The following is a 22,689-nucleotide window of genomic DNA, read 5'->3' as shown; positions in this document are numbered from 1 at the left end:
CGACCTATTTAATATTAAAATAATTATTATCTTGTGATACCTTATTAAAACCATATCACATGAAAACAAAATTATTTCTTCCCGGATTATTGTTATTTATTTTAATAGTTGGACTTCTGTCTGGTTGTAAAAAAGATCTGCAATCAAAAACAGATCAAACAGAAAATGTAAAGAAAGCAGATACGCAGCAACTGCCGATCATGGCTTACCAACCTGGTACCGGTGAGAGCATTACCTATAATTTGAATGATGGCTCTGTTATTACTTTACAAAAAGTAAATGATCAGTATATTTTAGGTGGTGATATGCGATTGTCTGCCAGTCAATTAAAATATATTCAAGACAATAGCACCACGACAAAACAAGCTGTTCACAGTGTTATAAAGCCCAACAGCACATTTACCTCAAACAATATTTTATTATGGCCTAATGCCACGGTTTATTATACTGTTAATGCCTCAAGTAATGAAGCTAATGTCCAGGCGGCTATAAATTACTATAACGCTAATACCATTGTCCATTTTGTTCCCCGAACCAATCAGGCAAATTATGTAGAGTTTTTTACGGCCAATCTTCCTTCCGGTGTTTCGGGTATTTCAGATATTGGTATGGTGGGCAATAAACAACAACTATTATTAGAGCCTTTTGCTCCAATAGGCACCGTGATACATGAAATGGGGCATATATTGGGATTAATGCACGAGCAAACCCGTGCCGATAGGGATGCTTATATTATTGTGAACTTTAATAATATAAAACCTGACTTTACCTCGCAATATCAAATTTATAGCGGAATTAGCGGATTTCAGATCGGGCCCTTTGATTTTGCATCAATAATGATGTATAAATCTTATTATAGCGGGGTAGCTTATCCCGGAAACTCTGCGCTTCAAATAACCAAACTTGATGGCAGTACTTATACGCCTTCAGAAGATCAACTATCGGCGGGAGATAAAAGTGGAATAGCCTATTTATACAATAATCTGTTTGTTCGTTTAAGATTTGTAAATGTACCGGTAACCCAGGTACCCGATGTGGAACGTATTAACCAGGATATATATATCGACTTTTACGCGGACGCCGCCTGTACCACACCAAAAACCTTAACGCAGCCAACACAGATCAGATATACCGAAAATTTACAGCAGTGGTATACCGATGCTCCCCATCATACCAACTCACTTACCAGTTACCAACCGATGGTGCCGGCAGGTGCAAGTTTCTATAAGATACACAGCAACTTTACAACCTCACTATTTGATGACAGAAGTGGTAATCACCGGTCTTATGTGATTACTGATAACTTAGTTGGCTGGATAGGATATGTGACAGTTAGCCCACCGATACGCCAATGAGCAACAAATAAAAAATAATAATTTAATTGAAAGGCCGGAAACTTATCCAGCCTTTGCTTTTACATAATAGTATAGTATAATTTTAAAAAGATAAATAATTAGTTTGCGAAATTCAAAATCAACAAGAGCCTAAACATAAATTTAAAATAAAATTCATACTTTTGCGCCTCGAAATTTGTATAGCCTGAATTGGTTTTACGGCTACGTTTTGAACCATTAAATTAAAATACCCGGTAAAAAGATGAATATTACACAGGAAAAAGTAGATGCCCTGAACGCAGTTGTTAAGATCAACATTAACCCTGAAGATTACCAGCCACGTGTTGATAAAGCCATAAAAGAAAACGCTAAAAAGGCTAAACTGCCAGGCTTTCGTCCCGGAATGGTGCCCGCAGCACATATCAAAAAAATGTACGGTAAAAGTATTTTGGTTGATGAGATCAACAACTTGTTATCTGATACTTTAAATAAATACATCGACGAGCAAAAACTGGAAGTATTGGGTCAGCCATTACCAAAGGTTGATGACGAGAAAGAATACAACTGGGATTTTAACGATAATTTTGAATTCAACTATGAGTTGGGCTTAGCTCCTCAGTTTGAAATTAATTTTTCATCAAAAGATAAAGTGACCCAATACGTGATCAAAGTTGATGACGAAACCCTGGCTTCACGTATCAAAAACATCCGCCGCAGCTATGGCAAAATGACAAATCCTGACGTATCGGCAGATGATGACGTGCTTTACGCGGATTTGGCCCAGCTTTCTCCGGATGGTTCTGTTTTTGAGGGAGGCATAAGCAATACCGCATCAGTTAGATTAGATCAGATCAAGGATGAAAAGATAAAAAAATCATTGATCGGCCTGAAAAAAGGTGATGTAGTAACGCTTGATATTCAGAAAGCTTTTGATAACGAAGCACCGAAGATTGCCGGTTTATTAAAAATAGAAGAAGACGAAGCGGCTGAGTTGAAATCGAAATTCCAGTTAACGGTTAAAAATGTAAACCGTTTGGAAGAAAGCGATCTGAACCAGGAGTTCTTTGACAAATTATTTGGTGAAGGTACAGTAACTACCGAAGCGGAATTTACAGCTAAAATTACTGAAGAAATTGAAACCATGATGGTTCAGGATTCAGAGCGTAAATTACAGGACGATATTTACAAAATGAGCGTAGCCAAGGTTGATTTTAACCTGCCTGATGAGTTTTTGAAACGCTGGTTAAAAGCTACAAACGAAAAACTGAGCGATGAGGAACTGAACGGCGGCTATAATGATTTTGCCACCAACCTGAAGTGGACATTGATCGAAAACAAGATCATTAAAGATGGCCAGATCGAGATCAAATACGACGAGGTTTTTGCTTTGGCAAAAGTTCGTCTGGATCAGCAGTTCAGAATGTACAGCCCGCAGCCTATCCCTGATGAGCAATTAGGTCAGTACACTGTACAATATCTTCAAAACAAAGAGAATGCTAACAAGATATTTGAAGAAGTAAAAGCGCTTAAAGTATTTGATTATATTAAAAGCGTGATCACTTTAGATAAAAAAGATATCCTTTATACAGATTTCAGCGAGCTGGTAAAAGAGCAGCAATAAGCTCATTTTACTTCTGTACAAAACACCAAAAGCAACTCACAAGGTTGCTTTTGGTGTTTTAAGTCCGAAAAGACTGGAAGTCCGGAAGTCAGTAAAGTCTGGAAGTTAGAAAAAAGAAGATAGATCTTGAATATTCGCTTCCGGACTTTACTGACTTCCGGTCTTTCGGACTCAAAATATTTAAATTATATTCAACTAAAAACTATATTTATCGCAGGTAATACCTGCATCTAAACAAATAACATAACAAAAACCATGAGTAGTAACATCGATAAGAACGAATTCAGAAATTATGCTGTTAAACATCACCGTTTAAACAGCTTACACGTTGATAAATATATTTCGGCTGTTGACAGAAGCAGAATGCCGTCTGGTATTTATACCCCAACCGGCATGACCCCATACATCATTGAGGAACGCCAGCTGAATGTGGCCCAGATGGACGTGTTTTCACGTTTGATGATGGACCGTATCATTTTCCTTGGCGATGCCATTTATGAAAATATTGCAAACATTATCCAGGCTCAATTGCTGTTCCTGCAGTCGGCTGATAGCAAACGCGATATCCAGATCTATATCAATTCACCAGGTGGCTCTGTTTACGCGGGTTTAGGTATCTATGATACCATGCAATTTATATCAAATGATGTGGCCACTATTTGTACAGGTATGGCAGCATCAATGGCCGCAGTATTATTATGTGCCGGTACCGAAGGTAAAAGGGCTATATTGCCGCATGCAAGGGTAATGATCCACCAGCCATCGGGTGGTGCACAAGGTCAGCAGTCAGATATCGAGATCTCTTACCATGAGATCACCAAGCTGAAAAAAGAGCTGTACCAAATCATTGCCGATCATAGCGGCGCGCCATTCCAAAAAGTTTGGGACGCATCAGACCGTGATTACTGGATGATTGCCGAAGAAGCCAAAGAATTTGGTATGGTCGACGAGATTTTAAAAGGCAGCGGCAAAGCGAATAAATAAGTCGTTAGTCGGCAAGTCGGAAAAGTCGGTAAGATAGGTAAGTAGCTGCAAGAGCAGGCGAATTTAAATATCTGATAAGTAAAGAGTTAGTAAAGTCTGAAAAGAGGATTTCACCTCCGGACTTTACTGACTTTCCCGACTTTCGGACTAAAGAACTTTTTTTTCTGCCACTAATTAGTTAATTTTGAATTACAAACGAATCAGATGAATAAGAACAGTAAGGAAATCAGGTGTTCATTTTGCGGTGCAGGTAAACAGGATTCCCTGATGTTAATTGCGGGGCTTGACGCTCACATTTGTGATAAATGCGTTAACCAGGCTAATGAAATATTGGCTGAGGAGTTAAAGGTACGTAAGGTAAAAGCTTCGCCTACGGCACCTTCTTTATTAAAGCCTGCCGAAATTAAAACGCATCTTGATCAGTATGTTATCGGTCAGGATGATGCTAAAAAGATACTTTCTGTAGCCGTATATAACCATTACAAACGCTTAAACCAGCGTATTGACAAGGACGAGGTAGAGATCGAAAAATCAAACATCATTATGGTGGGCGAAACAGGTACGGGTAAAACCTTACTGGCCAAAACCATGGCCAAAATACTGAACGTTCCGTTTTGCATCTGTGATGCTACCGTACTCACCGAGGCAGGTTATGTAGGGGAGGATGTGGAAAGCATACTCACCCGTTTGCTGCAATCGGCAGATTATGATGTAACCCTTGCCGAAAAAGGTATTGTTTACATTGATGAGGTTGATAAAATTGCCCGTAAGAGCGATAACGCCTCCATCACCCGCGATGTATCCGGCGAAGGTGTACAACAGGCTTTGTTAAAGATACTGGAAGGCACCATGGTTAACGTACCACCACAAGGCGGACGTAAACATCCCGACCAAAAGATGATCACTGTAAATACCAGCAATATATTGTTTATCTGCGGCGGAGCATTTGACGGTATCGATCGTAAAATAGCTAACCGCTTGCGTACGCAAACCGTTGGTTACAAACTAAAACGTGACGATAGCGAGGTTGACTTAAAAAACCTGTACAAATATATTACCCCGCAGGACCTGAAATCATTTGGTTTGATACCAGAGCTGATTGGTCGTTTGCCGGTATTAACGTATTTGAACCCGCTTGATAGAGATGCCCTGCGCAACATATTAACCGAGCCTAAAAATTCCTTATTGAAACAGTACAAAAAGCTGTTTGAATATGAAGGTGTAAAGCTTGATTTTGATAATGAAGTGCTGGAGTTTATAGTTGATAAAGCCATGGAATTTAAGCTTGGCGCAAGGGGCTTGCGCTCTATCTGCGAGGCAATCATGATTGATGCCATGTTTGAGTTCCCATCCAAGAAAGATGTGAAACGCCTGCAGGTTACTTTGGACTATGCCCACGAGAAGTTTGAAAAATCAGATCTGAAAAAATTAAAAGTAGCGTAACAATTTGATATCAATTAAGTAGCTATCTTTATTACAATAAACACAGACCCTGGTGAAACGCCGGGGTTTGTTGTATAAGAAGGTTTTTATTTATTAGTATCAAGTAGTTAGTATCAAGTATCAAGACTTGAATATTATAGCAAATACAAAAATGATGTTTGTCGTGATACTTGATACTAACTACCTGATACTCAAAAAAAGAAAAATATGAATGAAGAATTGAATGTAAAAAAGAATCCTACCGACGCACCGGTAGTAAAAGAAGTGCACTCACCTGTAAAAGCAGGGTTGAAAACCAAAGATGCCATTGTGGTAAACTGGTTACCGCGTTATACTGGTCGCCCGTTGGAAGCTTTTGGCGAGTACATCATACTAACCAACTTCTCGAAGTATATCCAGCTGTTTTCGCAGTGGAATGATAATGCGCCGATCATGGGTCTGGAAAAACCGATGCAGAGCGTTACTGCCAATGGTATTACCATCATTAATTTTGGTATGGGTAGTTCGGTGGCAGCTACGGTGATGGATCTGCTTACTGCTATACACCCCAAAGCCGTTATATTTTTGGGTAAATGCGGCGGTTTGAAAAAGAAAAATGCCGTGGGCGATCTGATACTACCGATAGCCGCTATTCGTGGCGAAGGTACATCGAATGATTATTTACCGCCCGAAGTTCCGGCCTTGCCCTCATTTGCTTTACAAAAGGCGATATCAACCACCATTCGCGATTTTTCGCGCGATTACTGGACTGGTACCTGCTACACTACCAACCGCCGTGTTTGGGAACATGATAAAGTATTTAAAAAATATCTGAAAGATTTACGCGCTATGGCCGTTGACATGGAAACCGCTACCATTTTTACAACAGGTTTTGCCAACAAGATCCCGACAGGAGCATTGTTACTGGTGTCTGATCAGCCGATGATCCCCGAAGGTGTAAAAACAGCCGAAAGTGATTCATCTGTAACCGAGCAATTTGTTGAAACGCACCTGCGCATTGGTATCGAATCGTTAAAACAGTTGATCAATAATGGATTAACGGTTAAGCATTTGAAATTTTAATTGGTTCATTAAAGTTGTCATGCTGAACGAAGTGAAGCATCTATTCAACAATAAGTATGTTGAAGAATAGATTCTTCGCTATGCTCAGAATGACAAACTATGGGTGTGACCCTATCACCACCTTTTTCATCCCTTCGCGGCCATAAAATACCGGGAAATACATCATCTCGGCTTTGGCAGGGTTAAGGTTGTACCTGCCGTCAAATCTCGGCATCAGGTTAATGGTGTAAGTATATTTGCCCTGTTTTAGCTTGCGGCAAAATATACTCACCTTTTCTTTAAAATACTCCCGATGTACCTCGTTGTTATCCCATGACTGCTCTTTGCTGTTGTAGGAGCAACCGGCTGGTATAGGTATTTCGATCATCACAAAATCTGCATCGCCTTTTGCTGTAATTTCAGCTTTGAGGGTTACCGCTTCGCCGCCTTTTAGCTTAGTGATCTTTTGGCCGTTTTTCTCAAACCAGGTATCCACCGTAAAATCTTTATTTGCTTTTTCTGGTTTAGGATTCCAGAATTGCTGGTAACCGGTTATATAAACAGGGAGTGTGCCGGTTTTGCTAATGCTGATCTCATTATCGGTAAGGGTGGCTGTGTAGGGGAACTGGTTTATGATTTCGGTTTTTGACCCTTTGAGCGTTAAGCCGGCCGGTTTCAACGGTTTGCCTTCTTGTAACACATCTGGTAAAATGGTTTCCAGTATCAGGGCGGCTTCGTAGGTGTTACGCCAGTCGCCGTGCCCGCGCTGTTCTAAAAAGTAACCCCTTATTTTGTTGAGCATATCCGGGTGATGGCCGTCGTTTTTTATGATCTTGTAGGCCAGGATGCTGAGTTGTATCGAATTATCAAAGAAACTATAGCTGCTCTCGCCCCAGTAAACATTGCCAAAAAGGGTACGACGTTGCGTGGCGAGTAAACTATCCAGCTTTACCGAAACACCCGCTTCCTGTTTCAACAGCATCAGTCTGAATTTATCGTAAGTTGATACCTTGATATCAGCTTTTAGTTTTATAGCGGTGTTTTCTTTGACTATGATGTCGACATATTTTTTATAATCAACTTTGGCGCTCAGTTGCTGCAGTAGCTGCAGGCACATTAGCTTGTCCTGTCCGCGGTAGCTCTCCAGTTGGTAAACAAGGTAATCGGTTAGCTTTTGTTTATCCAATTGAACGGTATAACCTTCCTTTTGCGCATTGATAAGCGCTTCCACAGCATGCAGGCTTATCCAAAGCTCTTCGTTAGTATCTTTCCACCAACCCCAGGTTCCGGTGCTTTTGCGGTTTTCCTGTAGTTTTTTGATCACCTCGGTAATATTTTTGCCGTATTTAAATTCCTCGCCCAGGAATTTTTTGATACGCCGTTCTGTTAGCAGGCCCTTTAGTTTGGATGCCAGTTGCTCGTTGCATAAATATTTATAATCGCGCAGCTTTTGAGTTTCTTCCATCAGTGCGGGTAGTACCGAATTTTCGGCGTGGAAGGTGATCGGCCCCAATGCCGGGTCGAATTTTAAGTGTGCGGTAGTATCGCCGTTCAATACTTCAAATATGCCTTTGGTTTCTTTTACGCCTTGTTTTATAACCGGTATCTTGCGGCGCTCGCCATCAAAATAACCATTGTCGCGCTTAATGGTATATTCAAAGCTCAGGCTGTCAATAGCATCGGCTATAATATTCAGTGTATCTATTTTGGAATTTTTTACGCTGATATTTTCCTGTTTCAATAATTTGCCGTTATAGCTAAAACTGCGGTTAACATCGGCGCTTTGCGAATTATAGTTCAATACTTTACCAATAACGCTTAGCTCATCACCAGCCACGGCGAATTGCGGCGAAGTAAAATTGGCGCTCAAGGGTTTAAATGATTTTACCTGCGCTTCTTTAAAACCAGTTTGTTGTCCGTTGATGCCGATAATAAACGTGCGCCAGCTGGTAATATCGTCAGGGTAGGTAGTGGTAAAGCTGGCTTTGCCCTGCTCGTCGGTAGTGAGTTTGGGTTGCCAGTAGGCAAAATCCGAAAAGTTTTTACGCAGGGTGGCTTCATTACCGGACTGCGTTGCCTCTGTTGCCTGGGCATCACCTGGTTTCTTTTTGGTGTTGATGACCACCACTCCATTAGCGGCCCTTGAGCCATACAGGGCTGTAGCGGCGGCATCTTTTAATACGCTGATCTCACCAATGCCGGCCGGGTCTATCCCGTTCATGCTTGTCACTATTTCACCATCTACTACATAAAGCGGCTCCTGGCCGGGTGTGGATGACAGGCCGCGGATCTGAATGGAGACGTTAGCACCAGGGGCGCCAACGGAGATGCCGGCAACATTACCCTGTATTTCACGCATAACAACCATTGAAGAAGCGGAAAGTGTTTCCCGTCTTTTTTGTGAGCCATAACCCACCACCGCAACCTCCTGTAGTGCGCTGGCCGACTCCTTTAGCGCTATTTTTTGATAGCTGCCAGGTTCTATAGTGATCTCCTGGGTTTCATAACCAATAAAACTGATGATGAGTTTACCATGTGATGGTACTTTAAGTTTAAACCGGCCGTAAATATCTGTTACAGTTCCATTACTGGTGCCTTTTACTTTCACCGTTACGCCAGGTATTGGTTTCTTGTCACTATTGTCGGTAATAACGCCGCCAACCTGGCCTGTAAAGTCGCTCATGTCCAGGTATTTTTCATTAAAGGCTTCTTTGATCTTTAAGGCATCATTTTCAATGTTCTTATCTTTATAATCATATAAGCCGTTGCGGTTGTTGATGATATTACTGATACGGATGCTTACCGAGTCCTTAACATGAGTTGGTAAAATATGCAGCTTATAAAAGTTGATGCCATAAGGTTTAATGCTGATGTTTTCTTTTAGGTCATACACATCGCCCTTCAGCAGGAACAGCAAGCGATAATTCCCGGCTTCGATACCATGCAGTTCGGTAGTGTTGCCGGGATAGATCCTGATAAATTCCAGATCGTTATTCCTATAGAGAATTACATTTTTGATCAATAGTTTTTTCTCCTTCGGCTGAGTGATATCCATCATCAGTTGACCTGTGTGCGTGGTTTTATTATCATCATTGCTGAATAACTGCTGGTTATTGGCACGCGAATCAAGATATTGCTGCCACAGGCTATCTGTTTGCGGTTTGGTAAGTACCAACTGTTTATAATCATCTGTCCCGTTTGCTGCCGATAGATTTTTGTTGAAAGGATATTTGTAAGGGATGCTTTTTTGTTTTAACAGTCCGGGTTCAAACAGGAAAGTGAACCCCGGCTCGGCCACAAAGTAGCGTGGTTTCTCGCCACGCACCAATAGTTGCGCGTAATTATCGGTCAGTGGGCCAGTCAGTATATCGCCGCGATAACCCGGATTTGGATTAATCAGTATGATCTTATCCGGCTGCTCCAGGGTAGCCATTCGCGATTTAAAATTGTTCACTACCGTGATCATATATTTGTTTAGCAGATCGGCTTCGTAGATGGTTAAGGTATCCGGCGCTTTGGTAGTGTGTGCATTATCGGCATTGAGGCTCAGGATCAGTTTTTTTGATCTTTTAACCAGGATACTATCCAATTTAATATGCTGGTTGCCTGTCCTGAACTGGAACGAGTGCAGCCCCGGGCTTACCTCAAAACTGTAGCGTTGTAATTGCTGCGCCTGATCGAAATACACCGGCCGGTTATCGATATACAAGATATGAACCGGGATGATATCACCATTTTTCACAATGAATGGCGCCACCTGCGCCAGTGTATCGGTAGTGGGTTCTTCTACCTGGTAAAGTTTTGCAGGGTGGGTAAATTGATAATAGGTAATGCTGTCCAATCCCATTTCGCGGCTCCAACGGATCCAGTTCAGTTTCAGGGTGCCACCACCATCAACACCCTTGTCACTAAAAGGGTTTTTATATTTGCGGCCCGGATACAATTTGCCCAGATAAGGCACAAAAGGTACCTGGTAATTGGTGAATTTGCTGGTCATGGCCCAGGCGGTAAGGTCGGTATTGGGCACAGGTTTGCCGGTAACGTCGGTAACTACAATGTCTGTTTTTACCTGCTGGCCGGGATAAACGGAAACGGGTTGCTTTACATTGATGGTGAGAAATTTGTCCTGATAGGGGACAACACTTTGATCTGTAAGACTTTGGCCCGCCCATATGTAATTGACGAGAAAGGTTACATTGTTTTGCTCCCGGTAAGCTCGTTTATAAAATAGCTGAACGGACTTTCCGGCATCAATCAGCTTGTTGCCTGCAAATACACTGTACCAAAAATGCAGGTTACGTGTGTTGTTTACTTTAACAAACAGGGAGTCGGCGGTGCGGTAACCTGATAATGAGACCTCACTTGGCTGTTGTTTTAATTCCAGATCGGTATCGGTGCTGTCTGTGGCAATGTTATAACTCGCAGCATTGGGGTTGATGATGATCCTGGAGGGCAGGATAACCTGTTGTTTGGAAATGGTATCGTCCCTGGCATCCAGCGCGGTTATCAGGGCTTTGCCTTTGATGTCTTTGCCCAGTTCCTGGTACGTGCTAATGAGGGTATCAGCACTTAAACTGGCCGCGATGTTGAAGTGTTTGTACTTAAAACTCACCCATTCATCTGTCGATTGACTTTCGTTATTGCTGTTTAAAAATTCAGCATCTATATGGTAATCCACATTCGCTTTGGGGAAAATAGAATCGGGGATGAGTATTTTGGTTTCGCCAACCGGATCAAGCGCCTGCTGGTGCTTCCACAGGGTGTCTGGTACAAATACATGGGTGCTGCTATAGTCCTTGGCGTTGCGGGTGGTGAGCGTTATGGTTACCCGTCCATCCGGAGATGGCAGGTTGTTTTCGTCGACCGCTTTTAAGTACAGCGCAAGCGGATTGCCTGGCCAGTGCTCTTTTTTGTCGGTACGGGAACTAAACGTAAGCGACTTTAACTCGTACTCCTCATACCTGAAATTTCCCGTAAGATAAACCACATGTTTACCCTCTTTCTTGTCTTCATCCCTTTGTTTGGGCAAATATTTATCCGGATCTTCCAGACTGACGGTGTAGTTATTATCCAAACTAAGGTCGAGGCTGTCGTTCAGTACAAAGCTATATTCAAAACCACCTGCGCGGTAGCTGCTCACTTTGCCAATAATTTTGCCGTCGTCATTATAATCCTCTTTTAACCTTACTATTAATCTGGAGGTGTTAATGGGCTTTTTAGAATCCTTATTTAAAATGTAAGCTTTAAACTTAACGGTATCATTGGGCTTGTACATGGCTTTGTTAAATACCATAAAGCCCTGGTATTTATTAGCGGATTGCCATTGATCGCTGACGCGTTTTTTAAATATATTTTTAATTGACAGCCAAAGCCTTTTGAACCAATTTTGATGATTATAGCGATTATTATAACGGTAGGGTTTGTCCTGTTGTATCTTGTAGTAATTGGTAACACCGGCAAATTCGGCTTTCAATATGGTGTCTCTTTTGGCGGCGTTAAGATGGTATAAACCACTTTTGCCATCAAAAGGAACGTTTTTTTGATCAAACTGAACTACGGCGTTATTGATCAATTGCCCTTGCTTATCGGTCAGGATAAAACGCAGGTCGTAATTATTGCGGAATAACTGTAAATACGCTGAGCGGTTTTCGATGAGCTCATACTGAAGCTTATTTTTTGCCGCATGTACCCGCATGTAATTGCCGGCGGGTAAATTATTATCCCAGTATTTATCGGTTTTAAAAGAATCAATAGGATGGCGCAGTATACTTTCGTCGGGATCTTTACCTGGGTGTTTATAAAAATTCAACACATCGGCAGGGGAGAGCTTATAGATATACGTGTAATAACTGCTCTGCCTACTTGGGCTCAGCAGCTTTTGCGAAAACGCCGGACTCTCGCAAATGCCTATCAATAATAAAATAAATATGGCAATTTTTAATGATAAGGAAAGGTTGCTATAGGTTGTAGATACCATGGGTTAAATATAAGCTTTTGGGTTATACTTAAAAGATGCAGGTTGATTAACTATTCCATAAAAAAATGTAAAGTTTGTTTGGATGAGAATCAGGAATCAGGAGGCAAGAATCAAGACAGGAAAAAAATATTAGTTTTATTCTTTCTATCTTTTGCATGAAAACAGGAGTCTATATCTTGATTCTTGACTCTTGATTCTCAACTGATGTTTCTTTTTTTAAAGAAATATCAGTTGAGAAAGCTAATTTTGAGGCATAGCCCGGCTAAGTATACCGGGTTAGTAGATATTAGAAATTTATGTGGTATAACAATATATTGGAAACCATTGGTCACACACCTCTGGTTAAATTAAACAAAGTAACAAAAGATATCCCGGCAACGGTTTTAGCTAAGATAGAAACTACTAATCCGGGTAATTCTATCAAAGACCGTATGGCCCTTAAAATGATAGAGGATGCTGAGAAAAGTGGCAAGCTGAAACCCGGCGGTACTATTATTGAAGGTACATCGGGCAATACCGGCATGGGTTTGGCCATTGCAGCCGTTATTAAAGGGTACAAATGTATTTTTACCAGTACCGATAAACAATCAAAAGAAAAGTTTGACGCCTTGCGCGCTTTTGGCGCCGAGGTGATTGTTTGTCCCACCAACGTAGAGCCCGAAGATCCGCGTTCATATTACTCTGTATCATCCCGTTTGGAACGCGAAGTACCCAACTCGTGGAAACCAAATCAGTACGATAACCTGAGCAACTCCCAGGCGCATTATGAACAAACCGGTCCCGAGATATGGGAGCAAACAGAAGGTAAGATCACGCACCTGGTAGTAGGGGTGGGTACAGGCGGTACCATATCAGGCACGGCGCGTTACCTGAAAGAAAAAAATCCAAACATACAGGTGCTGGGGATTGATACTTACGGTTCTGTTTTTAAAAAATATAAAGAAACCGGTATTATGGATAAGAATGAGATCTATCCATACATCACCGAAGGTATTGGTGAAGACTTTTTACCGCAGAACGTTGACTTTAGCCTGATTGATTATTTTGAAAAGGTAACTGATAAGGATGCCGCCCTCATGACCCGCAAAATTGCCCGTAAAGAAGGCATCTTCGCGGGTAACTCTACAGGATCTGCTGTGGCCGGCGCTTTACAAATGAAGGATAGATTTAAAGAAGGCGATGTGGTGGTGATCATTTTTCCGGATCATGGCACGCGTTACCTGGGCAAAATGTATAATGACGACTGGCTGCGCGATCGTGGATTTTTAAAAGATGGAAAACTAACAGCCGCCGATATCATCAGCAAAAAGGATGGGCAGGAAATCATCACTATCGACTGCGAAAAAAGCGTACTGGAGGCTATCAATACCATCAAATCGCTTAATATATCACAGATCCCGGTTACCCAAAAAGGCATGGTGATCGGTAAGATCACGGAAAGCGATATCCTGAATTCGCTGCTCGAAAACCCATCCATCAAATCGCAGCCGATCAAAAACATCACTACAGCGCCGTTCCCATTTGTTGATCTGAATACCTCTATTGACAGGATCTCAGCTATGATCAATAAAGATAATATCGCGGTGCTTGTTGAAGACGGACAAGGCAAAATTGAGATCATTACCCAATATGATATCATCAACGCGATATCAGCTTAATTATTTAGGCGAAAGGTAAAAGGTGTTGTGCTGTAGCATGACACCTTTTTGTTAATCCTATTTTGTGATTTTTTTCCCTTACATCATATTTTTTCCAGTTGTTTGGTTCGTGTGTTGTAAATTTCCAGTCCGTGTAATATTTTTAAACGGTCTGCACCATTTATATAAGTTAAGTTACCTTTTTTATCTCTGCTTTCACGGAATTTTGATAATACGTAACCACTTTTTGCATCCAGCGGTTTAAGATCCTGTATTTTGTCTTTTCTTACAAAATATGCATTATTCCCATTGCTATTTGAGCCGATAAAATAGTAGCCCTTTTCTTCCGCGAGGTCGCATAAGGCAGCTAACGAAGCTCCAAAATACAGGGTGCTATGATGTGCAACAGTACGGTCAAAATCGGATTTATAAGGAACAGACCAAGTATCCTCGGCGCCAAATACGCTATTATATTCTACAATGACAATTATTGGCGATACCGCGGTAATTTCCTTCCAAACCCAATAATCATTTCCGTCAATATCTATATGTAAAAGCCCGATTTCACCTTCAAGGCCATTTTCAATGATAAGCGGGTTAATATTTTCGGCGGTAATAAAAACCGGTACAGCGGTAAGATGATAATGCCAATATAAGTTATCCTTTTTAACTGAATCCATATTGTTTTTATCCCCATCCATTATCAGCCCGGTCCAATTATTATTTATCAGTAAAAACCGCGTATTGGATTCTGTATAATCCTCCACACCAAATTCAATAAATGTGCGCTCTTGTATGTTAAGGTAGTTTATTAAAAACTGAATAATACCATCATCACCCCATTGTGAAAATACTTTAAACTCTGCTAATTGAATATTTTCAATAATTTGCCTGGCATTACTTTGGTTTTGTTTTATTAAAATATTAGCAACTAACACTTTAACAGTACTGCTTTCCCGTTCTAAACGTTTTAGTTTTTTTAAAACAGATATCACTCTTCTTAAGTGTGACTTAAATTGTAGTACTTTTGAAAACATAGGTTAATAAGTTGTTAGGTTTTAAAAGTAAATATAATAAACAAAAGCGGAGTGTAGGCGAACGTTGAACGCTATTGGTTTTATGATAAGTAGGCTACTCCAGTCTTTTCCGGGCCAGTTCCTTTGTATAACGTTCCTGTAAAGGAGCTTTAATATCGGTTATCAGATAAATGCCGGTGCCTTTTTCACGGGCCAGATAATGCTCAATTTCTCCCAGTTTTTTGTAAGAGCCTATCATCTTGCCGGCTACAAACTGCCGGATGTTTTCGCCGCCGTTATCATCCACATAAATGAGGTATTTGCAGTTCAGGCTATCCGGGGCCCAAAGCGTAAAGCTGCTGTTAAGGGATATAGCCTTCGGAAAGTTAAATTGTTTGCTGTACTGATTTAGGGCGCCTGCTTCGCCATAGTTATCGGCATAAACAAGGGTTTGTTTTTGCTGCTGCGGTGTTAGTTCATTATAAGCTTTTCCTACTTTTTGGGCCAGTTCATCCCAGCCATACATATCGGCATAGTCCTGGGTTAAGGGGTGTTGTTTTTGATCTTCCCAGGTGATCAAAAAATCTGTAGCCGGTATATTTTTATGAGCAAACCTGAAAAACGCCAGCGTGTGCTCTATCGAAAATATAGGCAGCAGCATGGGCAGCAAGATCATATTAGGCAACACAAATATTGTTACAGTAAAAGTGCGGAGCACATAACCTTTGGTTTTTAGCCATCGCTCAAAACCAAAGCCCCCTGCGGCAAATAGCATAGGGTAGGCGCCAAACAAGTAATAGTTTTTGCCATCCATCTCCAGTAAAAAAATAAATATCAGCACATAGGCAATGGCCAAAAATTGAAAGTTGCGGAGCCTGAAAGAAAATATAAGGAACAGCAAACCGGTGAACCAAACAAAAAAGGCTACACCATGCACCAACAATTGTTGTTTAATAAATTCAGCAGGTTTAATATAGCTTAATTGCTCCTGGCGCAAGGCTTTCATATGATGGATGAGCGGCCAGTGATGCTGAATTTGCCAGATGAGATTAGGTAGGCAAATTAAAAAGGCTACTAAAACCGCACCCAGTATATGCCTGTTGAATAATAGTTTACGCTGCTTACTAATGAGGATGCCGATAATCATGGCAAACGTAAAAAAGGCCATGGTATACTTAGTGAGCATACCCAAGCCTACGGCCAGGCCCAGCCAATACAGGTATTTAACATCGGTAGTGTTGAGGTATTTGATTAGCAGCCAAACGGTAAGCACCCACCAAAACTGATCGAACACAACAGGCTGAAAAAGATAGCCGCTTGCCACAAACGCTGGCGAAAATATAAGCGCAAGGCAGGTTAAGGTGATAGCAAACTTGCGCCCGCCAAATTCAACCGTAATTAAACCGGTGAACCAAACAATAAGTCCGCTGCAAATGGTAGGAAAAATACGCGCAGCAAAAATTGAATGCCCAAAAAGAATGTTGGAAACTTTGGCCACGATGGCAATAAACGGGGGGACTTCCTTATAACCCCAATCCAGGTGATCAGCCAAAACCAGGTGCAGTAATTCGTCGCGGTGAAAGCCAAAATGGCTTATAGCGAATAAATTAAGAACAACTTTTATAAATACAAAAATCAGTATGAAATATGCATAGGTTGACCTTCGGTTTTTATATGGCATTGTTCTGGTAGGTTTTATAATGGCTTAAAGCAGGGGCAAAGCCAAAAGCTAAAGTAACATAACAATCTTTAAAAAGCAAAAAGATGAAATGTAACGATTTAAGGGAGGGGAGCTAAAGGCAGAAAGCCAAAAGCTAAAAGCAAGATAAAAAGGCTTTTGACTTTAGGCTTTCCGCTTTGAGCATAATTATATTCTTGTTATATCGGCGCCAAGAGCTTTCAGACGATCATCGATATGCTGATAACCGCGTTCAATTTGCTCAATATTGTAAATGGTTGATTGTCCTTGTGCTGATAAGGCTGCTATTAACAAGGCTACACCGGCACGGATATCGGGCGAGGTCATGGAGATACCGCGTAGTTGTACTTGTTTATCCAAACCGATAACGGTAGCGCGATGCGGGTCGCAAAGGATGATCTGCGCGCCCATGTCCAGCAGTTTATCCACGAAGAACAAACGGCTCTCGAACATTTTTTGATGGATGAGCACCGAGCCCTTGGCTTGAATAGCTACCACAAGCACAATACTGATCAGGTCGGGCGTAAAGCCTGGCCAGGGGGCATCAGCAACGGTCATGATAGATCCATCGATAAAAGTTTCTATTTCATAATGATCTTGGGCAGGAATGTAAATATCATCGCCACGCAGTTCCAGTTTAATTCCCAGGCGTTTAAATACGTCAGGAATCATACCCAGCTCAGGGTATTTCACATCTTTAATAGTGATCTCGGAACCAGTCATAGCCGCAAGGCCAATGAATGAACCTATTTCGATCATATCCGGCAGTAAACGGTGATCTGTACCGCCCAAATAGTCAACACCCTCAATGGTAAGCAGGTTGGAACCTATGCCGCTTATTTTGGCGCCCATACGGTTCAGCATTTTGCAAAGCTGCTGCAGGTAGGGTTCACAGGCGGCATTGTATATAGTGGTAACACCTTTAGCCAAAACCGCGGCCATTACAATATTGGCTGTGCCGGTTACCGAAGCTTCATCCAGCAGGATATAAGTGCCTTTTAAGTTTGATGCGTCAACATTAAAAAAGCCATCGGCAGGGTTGTAGTTAAATTGCGCGCCCAGTTTTTCGAAACCCAGGAAGTGGGTATCCAAACGTCTGCGACCAATTTTATCGCCGCCTGGTTTGGGGATGGATGCTTTACCAAAACGGGCCAGCAGCGGACCCACAATCATGATTGAGCCGCGAAGGCCACCGCCTTTTGATTTAAAAGTTTCTGACTGGAAAAAATCCTGATCAATATCCTTAGCTATAAAGGTATAGGTATCCGCAGTGGTTTTCTCCACAATAACGCCCATATCACCCAGCAGCTCTATCAGTTTATTTACATCCTTTATATCAGGTATATTGCTGATGGTAACTTTCTGATCGGTTAACAATACCGCCGAAATTACCTGTAAAGCCTCATTTTTTGCTCCCTGCGGAGTAATCTCGCCCTTTAGCGGTTTCCCGCCGTTTATCACAAATGCGTTAGTCATAGGAGTTTATAATTGATTGATCATGATTCGTTTTTAAGCACGCTTAATTTAGCAAAACAAGCGCGCTACTTTAGGGCAAAGATTATAAAATTTCCTGACTGTTCATGGGTTCAATTGTTCATTAGTCCATTGATTGTATGAGTTTGTTGATCAAGCGTTATCAGAAATAAAATACATATCAAAAAGCCCGGTTACTTTTGAAGATAACCGGGCTTTTTGATATGACATTGATCGTATGTACGTGCTGCTGATATATTTTAATAGTCAGGCACCAATGAACAATTGAACCAATGAACTAATATTTCTTTGCGCCGCCGTTGTTACGGTTACGATTGTTTTGATTGTTATTGTTACGGTTGTTTTGATTGTTGTTCTGGTTGCTGCGCCCGCGGTTGTTTTGATTATTGTTCTGATTGCGCCCACGATTGTTTTGGTTGTTATTGCTGTTGTTTTGGTTAGGACGGAACTCAACGCGGTTAAGGTTGATGTTTTCTTCCAGTTTCAGCGTACCGCCAGATAAGGCGTATAGATCGGCCAGGATGCTTTCATCGGCAACCGAATCTTTGTTCCATTGCACGTAAGCCATTTTCATGAAATTAGCTATAGCTTGTACCATGTGGCGTTTACGATCGGCATCATCAATGCTTTTGGCTTTTTCGATCATCAGCTCAATGGTTTTGCCATAATGCTTATACCTGATGCGCTGGTGTGGGTATCTTAAAGGCTGCGGTTTAATATGGATAGCCTCAGGCGATGGTTTTGGGTATGGCGAGTCTACATCAATCTGATAGTCAGATATAATATGGAGGTGATCCCAAAGCTTATGTTTAAAATCGGCCACATCGCGCAGGTGCGGGTTTAAAAACCCCATAAGGTCTATCACTACCTGCGCGTAGCGGTTACGTTCTTCTTTAGTGGGCAACGCAACAATGTATTTAACCATGTTTTGTACGTTGCGGCCATATTCAGACAGGATAAGTTTTTTCCTGGTTGAGTTATAGTCAAATTCAGGCGTGTTTTGTTGAGCCATGTTTATGCTGTTGTAATGTTATTATTAAGAAGGATTTAATTTAGCCAGACAAATGCCCGTGAATTTGGGATATGAGGCTAAAATTGAATTGTTACTAATATTGTAGTAACGCAAATATAACGTAATAGTATTAATGTGCAAATTATTGGGCTAAAATATTACAAGCCTGAAGGGATTATTGGACTTTTAGATAAAGGATGGCAATGGGCAGTGGATCTATTAAACTTTTGAGTAGGGGATAATAAAAAATGAAATTTATTGATCTGTATATTCCAAAATTCAATTGAAGTAATAGTCATAAAAGTCTAATAGTCCAACGGTCCAATAATCTGATAATCCCTTAAAATAGTAAGGCTAAAATGTTACTTTAGATAATCAAAACATAAAATATACCCGTGAAAGATAAAATAATCATCACCCATATTAATATATACCGCTTTAGCATCCCTATGGAACCGTTCACCATTGCTACGGGGACTATGGATCATGCGCAGAATGTTTTTATCCGGGTACATACCGATGCCGGTTTTTATGGTGTGGGAGAATGTTCGGCCTTCCCCATGATCGTAGGCGAAACACAGGATACCTGCCTGGTGATGGCCCGTGAATTTGCAAAGTTGTGGAAAGGCTATGACGCCCTGGATATACCCGCCCGCATGCAGCAGCTGCACAATTTTACTGCCGGTAATACCACTATTAAGAGTGCCTTTGACATAGCCTTGTTTGATATTGCCGCCAAAAATGCCGGTGTACCCCTATATCAGTTATTGGGAGGAGAACGGCGCGAAGTAGAATCGGATATTACCATAGGTATTGCCGGGCCGCACATGATGGCACTTAAAGCGCTTGATTTTAAAGCTACGGGGGCCACTATTCTGAAGGTAAAACTGGGCAAAAATGCGGTGGAAGATGTTGAACGTATTCGCCAGATCCGGGAAGCTGTGGGCGACGATATCAAAATACGTATTGATGCCAACCAGGGCTGGAGCTTTGACGATGCCGTTTTTGCCCTGCAGGCTATGGGGCAATACGATATTGAATTCTGCGAACAACCTATGCGTACCTGGTATGATGATCGTTTGCCGCAACTGATGCAGCTGTCGCCTGTAAAGATCATGGCCGACGAAAGCGTATATAACCACCATGATGCCCGCAAACAGATCAACAGTGGCTCCTGTCATTATATCAATATCAAAATGTCAAAATCGGGTGGGATACTGGAGGCTAAACAGATCCATGATGAAGCAGCCTCAAAAGGAATTGCTTGTATGATGGGCGGCATGCTCGAGAGCCGAATTGGTTTGAGCGCTAAACTGCATTTTGTTTATGCCTGTCCTAACATTCAATTTTATGACATGGATACCTGTATGCTGGGCCATCTGGAAGATCCTTGTATAGGCGGAGTAAGCTACGAAGGTTATCAGTTAAACATCGGAGATGAACCCGGGATAGGCGCCGATGCCAATGAGGCATTTTTGGCCCATTGTGAACATTTTAAGATTTAGGCAATGGGGGCCGCGGTGTTTGCCGGAGGCCCCATCGTATGGTTTTATAACAACGGCTTGCGCTTAAATCTGTTGGTGCTTTTTGCCGTAGTGACCTTTTCGGCTTTAGTGTTTTTAACTTTCCTTACTTCCTTTACATTTTCGCTCTTTGATTTTTCCTTCGTTTCCATAATAGTATGTTTTATATATATAAATAATACTCTCTATCAAGTGCTTTTGTTTTAAATAAATATAAGGAAAAACGTCATATTATTGTATTTATTTAATGTGAATAAAACGTTGTTATATCTATGTCAAAGGTTGCGTTGGTTTTTAGTACCTTAGTGTATTTTCCAGATGGAATTTGTATTGAGTTTGTGGGATATTAAATGTCGAATAATACCTACTGGTAACAATGGGGCTTTTATAAAAGCATAAGGGGTAACCGAAAGCCACCCCTTATGTATTGATATTCGAGTTATCCAATCTTTAAACTACTTACTTAACTCCGCAAAATATTTGTGGAACAATGGAATCGTTTCAATGCCTTTATAGTAATTGAAGATATCATATTTTTCGTTTGGAGAGTGTAATGCATCGCTATCCAGACCAAAACCCATCAATACGGTTTTAAGACCGAGCTCGGCTTCGAACAGTGCCACAATAGGGATACTGCCGCCACCACGGGTAGGTATCGGGTCTTTACCAAATGATTCGGCAATGGCTTTTTGAGCTGCGCGGTAAGCTACACTATCGGTAGGGGTTACAGCCGGTTCGCCGCCATGATGCGGGGTTACCTTTACTTTAACGCTGGCAGGGGCTATGCTTAAAAAGTGTTTGGTGAAAAGTTCGGTGATCTTTTCGCTGGTTTGGTTGGGTACCAGGCGCATGGATATTTTGGCGCTTGCTTTTGATGGTAATACCGTTTTGGCACCTTCGCCAATATAACCGCCCCAAATGCCGTTTACCTCTAACGTAGGACGAGTACCGGTACGCTCAAAAGTAGTATAACCTTTTTCGCCCCAGAGCTCCTGTACATCCAGGTCTTTTTTATATTCATCCTCATTATAAGGTGCATTATTCAACGCGGTACGTTCTGCCGGTGTAAGATCAACTACATCATCATAAAAGCCTGGGATAGCAATGTGATTGTTTTCGTCGTGCAGAGATGCAATCATTTTGGCCAGTATAGTAGCCGGGTTAGCTACAGCGCCACCATAGACACCAGAGTGCAGATCGCGGTTAGGACCGGTTACTTCTACTTCCAGGTATGACAGACCACGCAGACCAGTCTCCAACGAAGGATGCTCCATACTGATCATCGAGGTATCTGATATCAATACCACATCAGCTTTAAGGCGTTCTTTGTTAGCTTTTACAAAAATAGCCAGGTTTGATGAACCAACTTCTTCTTCGCCCTCTATCATGAATTTGATATTGCAGGGCAGTGTGTTGGTTTGCATCATTAGTTCAAACGCTTTTACGTGCATGTAAAACTGTCCCTTATCATCGCAAGCGCCACGGGCATATATTTTACCATCGCGCACAGTTGGTTCAAATGGTGGGGTTTTCCAAAGCTCCAGCGGATCTGGTGGCTGCACATCATAATGCCCGTAAACCAATACCGTAGGTTTTGAAGGATCGATTATTTTCTCGCCGTAAACAATAGGATAACCAGCAGTTTGGCAAACCTCAACCTTGTCGGCGCCTGCATCGCGTAGCTTGTGTGCCACATAGTCGGCGGTTTTTAAAACATCGGGTTTGTATTTAGGATCGGCGCTAACCGAAGGGAAACGCAAAAGTTCAAACAATTCGTCAAGTAAACGTTGTTTGTTTTCGTCTACATACTGTTTTATATGCTGCATAGTTATAGAATTTGCAGCAAATATATTGATGTTTATTGACTTAAAACAGCAACAGTTCATGCGGTCTATTGCACAAACTGTT

The 22,689-nt window shown here is 41.6% G+C and carries 14 protein-coding genes; 7 read left to right on the top strand and 7 right to left on the bottom strand.

Going from position 1 to position 22,689, the window contains the following annotated elements:
* The first annotated feature begins 59 nt into the window (after positions 1–59).
* From AB6735_RS02305 to AB6735_RS02285, 5 genes are all read left to right on the top strand, one after another.
* The gene (locus AB6735_RS02305) at positions 60–1,355 is read left to right on the top strand and encodes a M12 family metallopeptidase (protein ID WP_370994205.1); all 1,296 of its coding nucleotides are present in this window, start codon (positions 60–62) and stop codon (positions 1,353–1,355) included.
* A 241-nt stretch (positions 1,356–1,596) separates the two neighbouring features.
* Positions 1,597–2,955: a trigger factor gene (gene tig / locus AB6735_RS02300; protein ID WP_370994204.1), complete on the top strand. Its 1,359-nt coding sequence runs from the start codon at positions 1,597–1,599 to the stop codon at positions 2,953–2,955.
* Between the two features lie 255 nt (positions 2,956–3,210).
* Complete coding sequence (locus AB6735_RS02295; RefSeq protein ID WP_076374519.1) at positions 3,211–3,939, top strand: ATP-dependent Clp protease proteolytic subunit; 729 nt, start codon at positions 3,211–3,213, stop codon at positions 3,937–3,939.
* A 204-nt stretch (positions 3,940–4,143) separates the two neighbouring features.
* Entirely contained in the window at positions 4,144–5,382 is a 1,239-nt protein-coding gene (gene clpX, locus AB6735_RS02290) for an ATP-dependent Clp protease ATP-binding subunit ClpX (protein WP_370994202.1), read from the top strand.
* Between the two features lie 207 nt (positions 5,383–5,589).
* Complete coding sequence (locus AB6735_RS02285; RefSeq protein WP_370994201.1) at positions 5,590–6,444, top strand: AMP nucleosidase; 855 nt, start codon at positions 5,590–5,592, stop codon at positions 6,442–6,444.
* A 97-nt stretch (positions 6,445–6,541) separates the two neighbouring features.
* Here AB6735_RS02285 and AB6735_RS02280 read toward each other — a convergent pair whose 3' ends face one another.
* Positions 6,542–12,400, bottom strand: a complete 5,859-nt coding sequence (locus AB6735_RS02280; RefSeq protein ID WP_370994200.1) for a carboxypeptidase-like regulatory domain-containing protein — start codon at positions 12,398–12,400, stop codon at positions 6,542–6,544.
* Between the two features lie 296 nt (positions 12,401–12,696).
* Here AB6735_RS02280 and AB6735_RS02275 point away from each other — a divergent pair, with 296 nt between their 5' ends.
* The gene (locus tag AB6735_RS02275; RefSeq protein WP_370994199.1) at positions 12,697–14,058 is read left to right on the top strand and encodes a pyridoxal-phosphate dependent enzyme; all 1,362 of its coding nucleotides are present in this window, start codon (positions 12,697–12,699) and stop codon (positions 14,056–14,058) included.
* An 83-nt stretch (positions 14,059–14,141) separates the two neighbouring features.
* On the opposite strand, the gene AB6735_RS02270 is transcribed toward AB6735_RS02275, so the two are convergent.
* From AB6735_RS02270 to AB6735_RS02255, 4 genes are all read right to left on the bottom strand, one after another.
* Positions 14,142–15,074: a hypothetical protein gene (locus tag AB6735_RS02270; protein WP_370994198.1), complete on the bottom strand. Its 933-nt coding sequence runs from the start codon at positions 15,072–15,074 to the stop codon at positions 14,142–14,144.
* Positions 15,075–15,168: 94 nt separating this feature from the next.
* Positions 15,169–16,734 (bottom strand): ArnT family glycosyltransferase, encoded by a 1,566-nt coding sequence (locus tag AB6735_RS02265; protein ID WP_370994197.1) that lies wholly within the window; start codon positions 16,732–16,734, stop codon positions 15,169–15,171.
* A gap of 186 nt (positions 16,735–16,920) precedes the next feature.
* Positions 16,921–18,228 carry a UDP-N-acetylglucosamine 1-carboxyvinyltransferase gene (gene murA, locus AB6735_RS02260; RefSeq protein ID WP_370994196.1) on the bottom strand — a complete coding sequence of 436 codons (1,308 nt, stop codon included), beginning with the start codon at positions 18,226–18,228 and terminating at the stop codon, positions 16,921–16,923.
* A gap of 295 nt (positions 18,229–18,523) precedes the next feature.
* Positions 18,524–19,258 carry a DUF4290 domain-containing protein gene (locus AB6735_RS02255; protein ID WP_370994195.1) on the bottom strand — a complete coding sequence of 245 codons (735 nt, stop codon included), beginning with the start codon at positions 19,256–19,258 and terminating at the stop codon, positions 18,524–18,526.
* A 407-nt stretch (positions 19,259–19,665) separates the two neighbouring features.
* Between AB6735_RS02255 and AB6735_RS02250 the strand changes: the two genes are divergently transcribed.
* Positions 19,666–20,763 (top strand): mandelate racemase/muconate lactonizing enzyme family protein, encoded by a 1,098-nt coding sequence (locus AB6735_RS02250; protein ID WP_370994327.1) that lies wholly within the window; start codon positions 19,666–19,668, stop codon positions 20,761–20,763.
* A 44-nt stretch (positions 20,764–20,807) separates the two neighbouring features.
* On the opposite strand, the gene AB6735_RS02245 is transcribed toward AB6735_RS02250, so the two are convergent.
* Complete coding sequence (locus AB6735_RS02245) at positions 20,808–20,933, bottom strand: hypothetical protein (RefSeq protein ID WP_370994194.1); 126 nt, start codon at positions 20,931–20,933, stop codon at positions 20,808–20,810.
* 303 nt (positions 20,934–21,236) lie between these two features.
* Entirely contained in the window at positions 21,237–22,607 is a 1,371-nt protein-coding gene (locus AB6735_RS02240) for a dipeptidase (protein WP_370994193.1), read from the bottom strand.
* Between the last annotated feature and the right edge of the window lie 82 nt (positions 22,608–22,689).

Origin of the sequence: Mucilaginibacter sp. RCC_168, from assembly GCF_041355315.1 — a bacterium.
In the GTDB taxonomy this organism is placed as follows: Bacteria; Bacteroidota; Bacteroidia; order Sphingobacteriales; family Sphingobacteriaceae; genus Mucilaginibacter.
The sequence above is the reverse complement of the archived record's forward strand: the minus strand, read 5'-3'. Positions and strand labels throughout refer to the sequence as shown.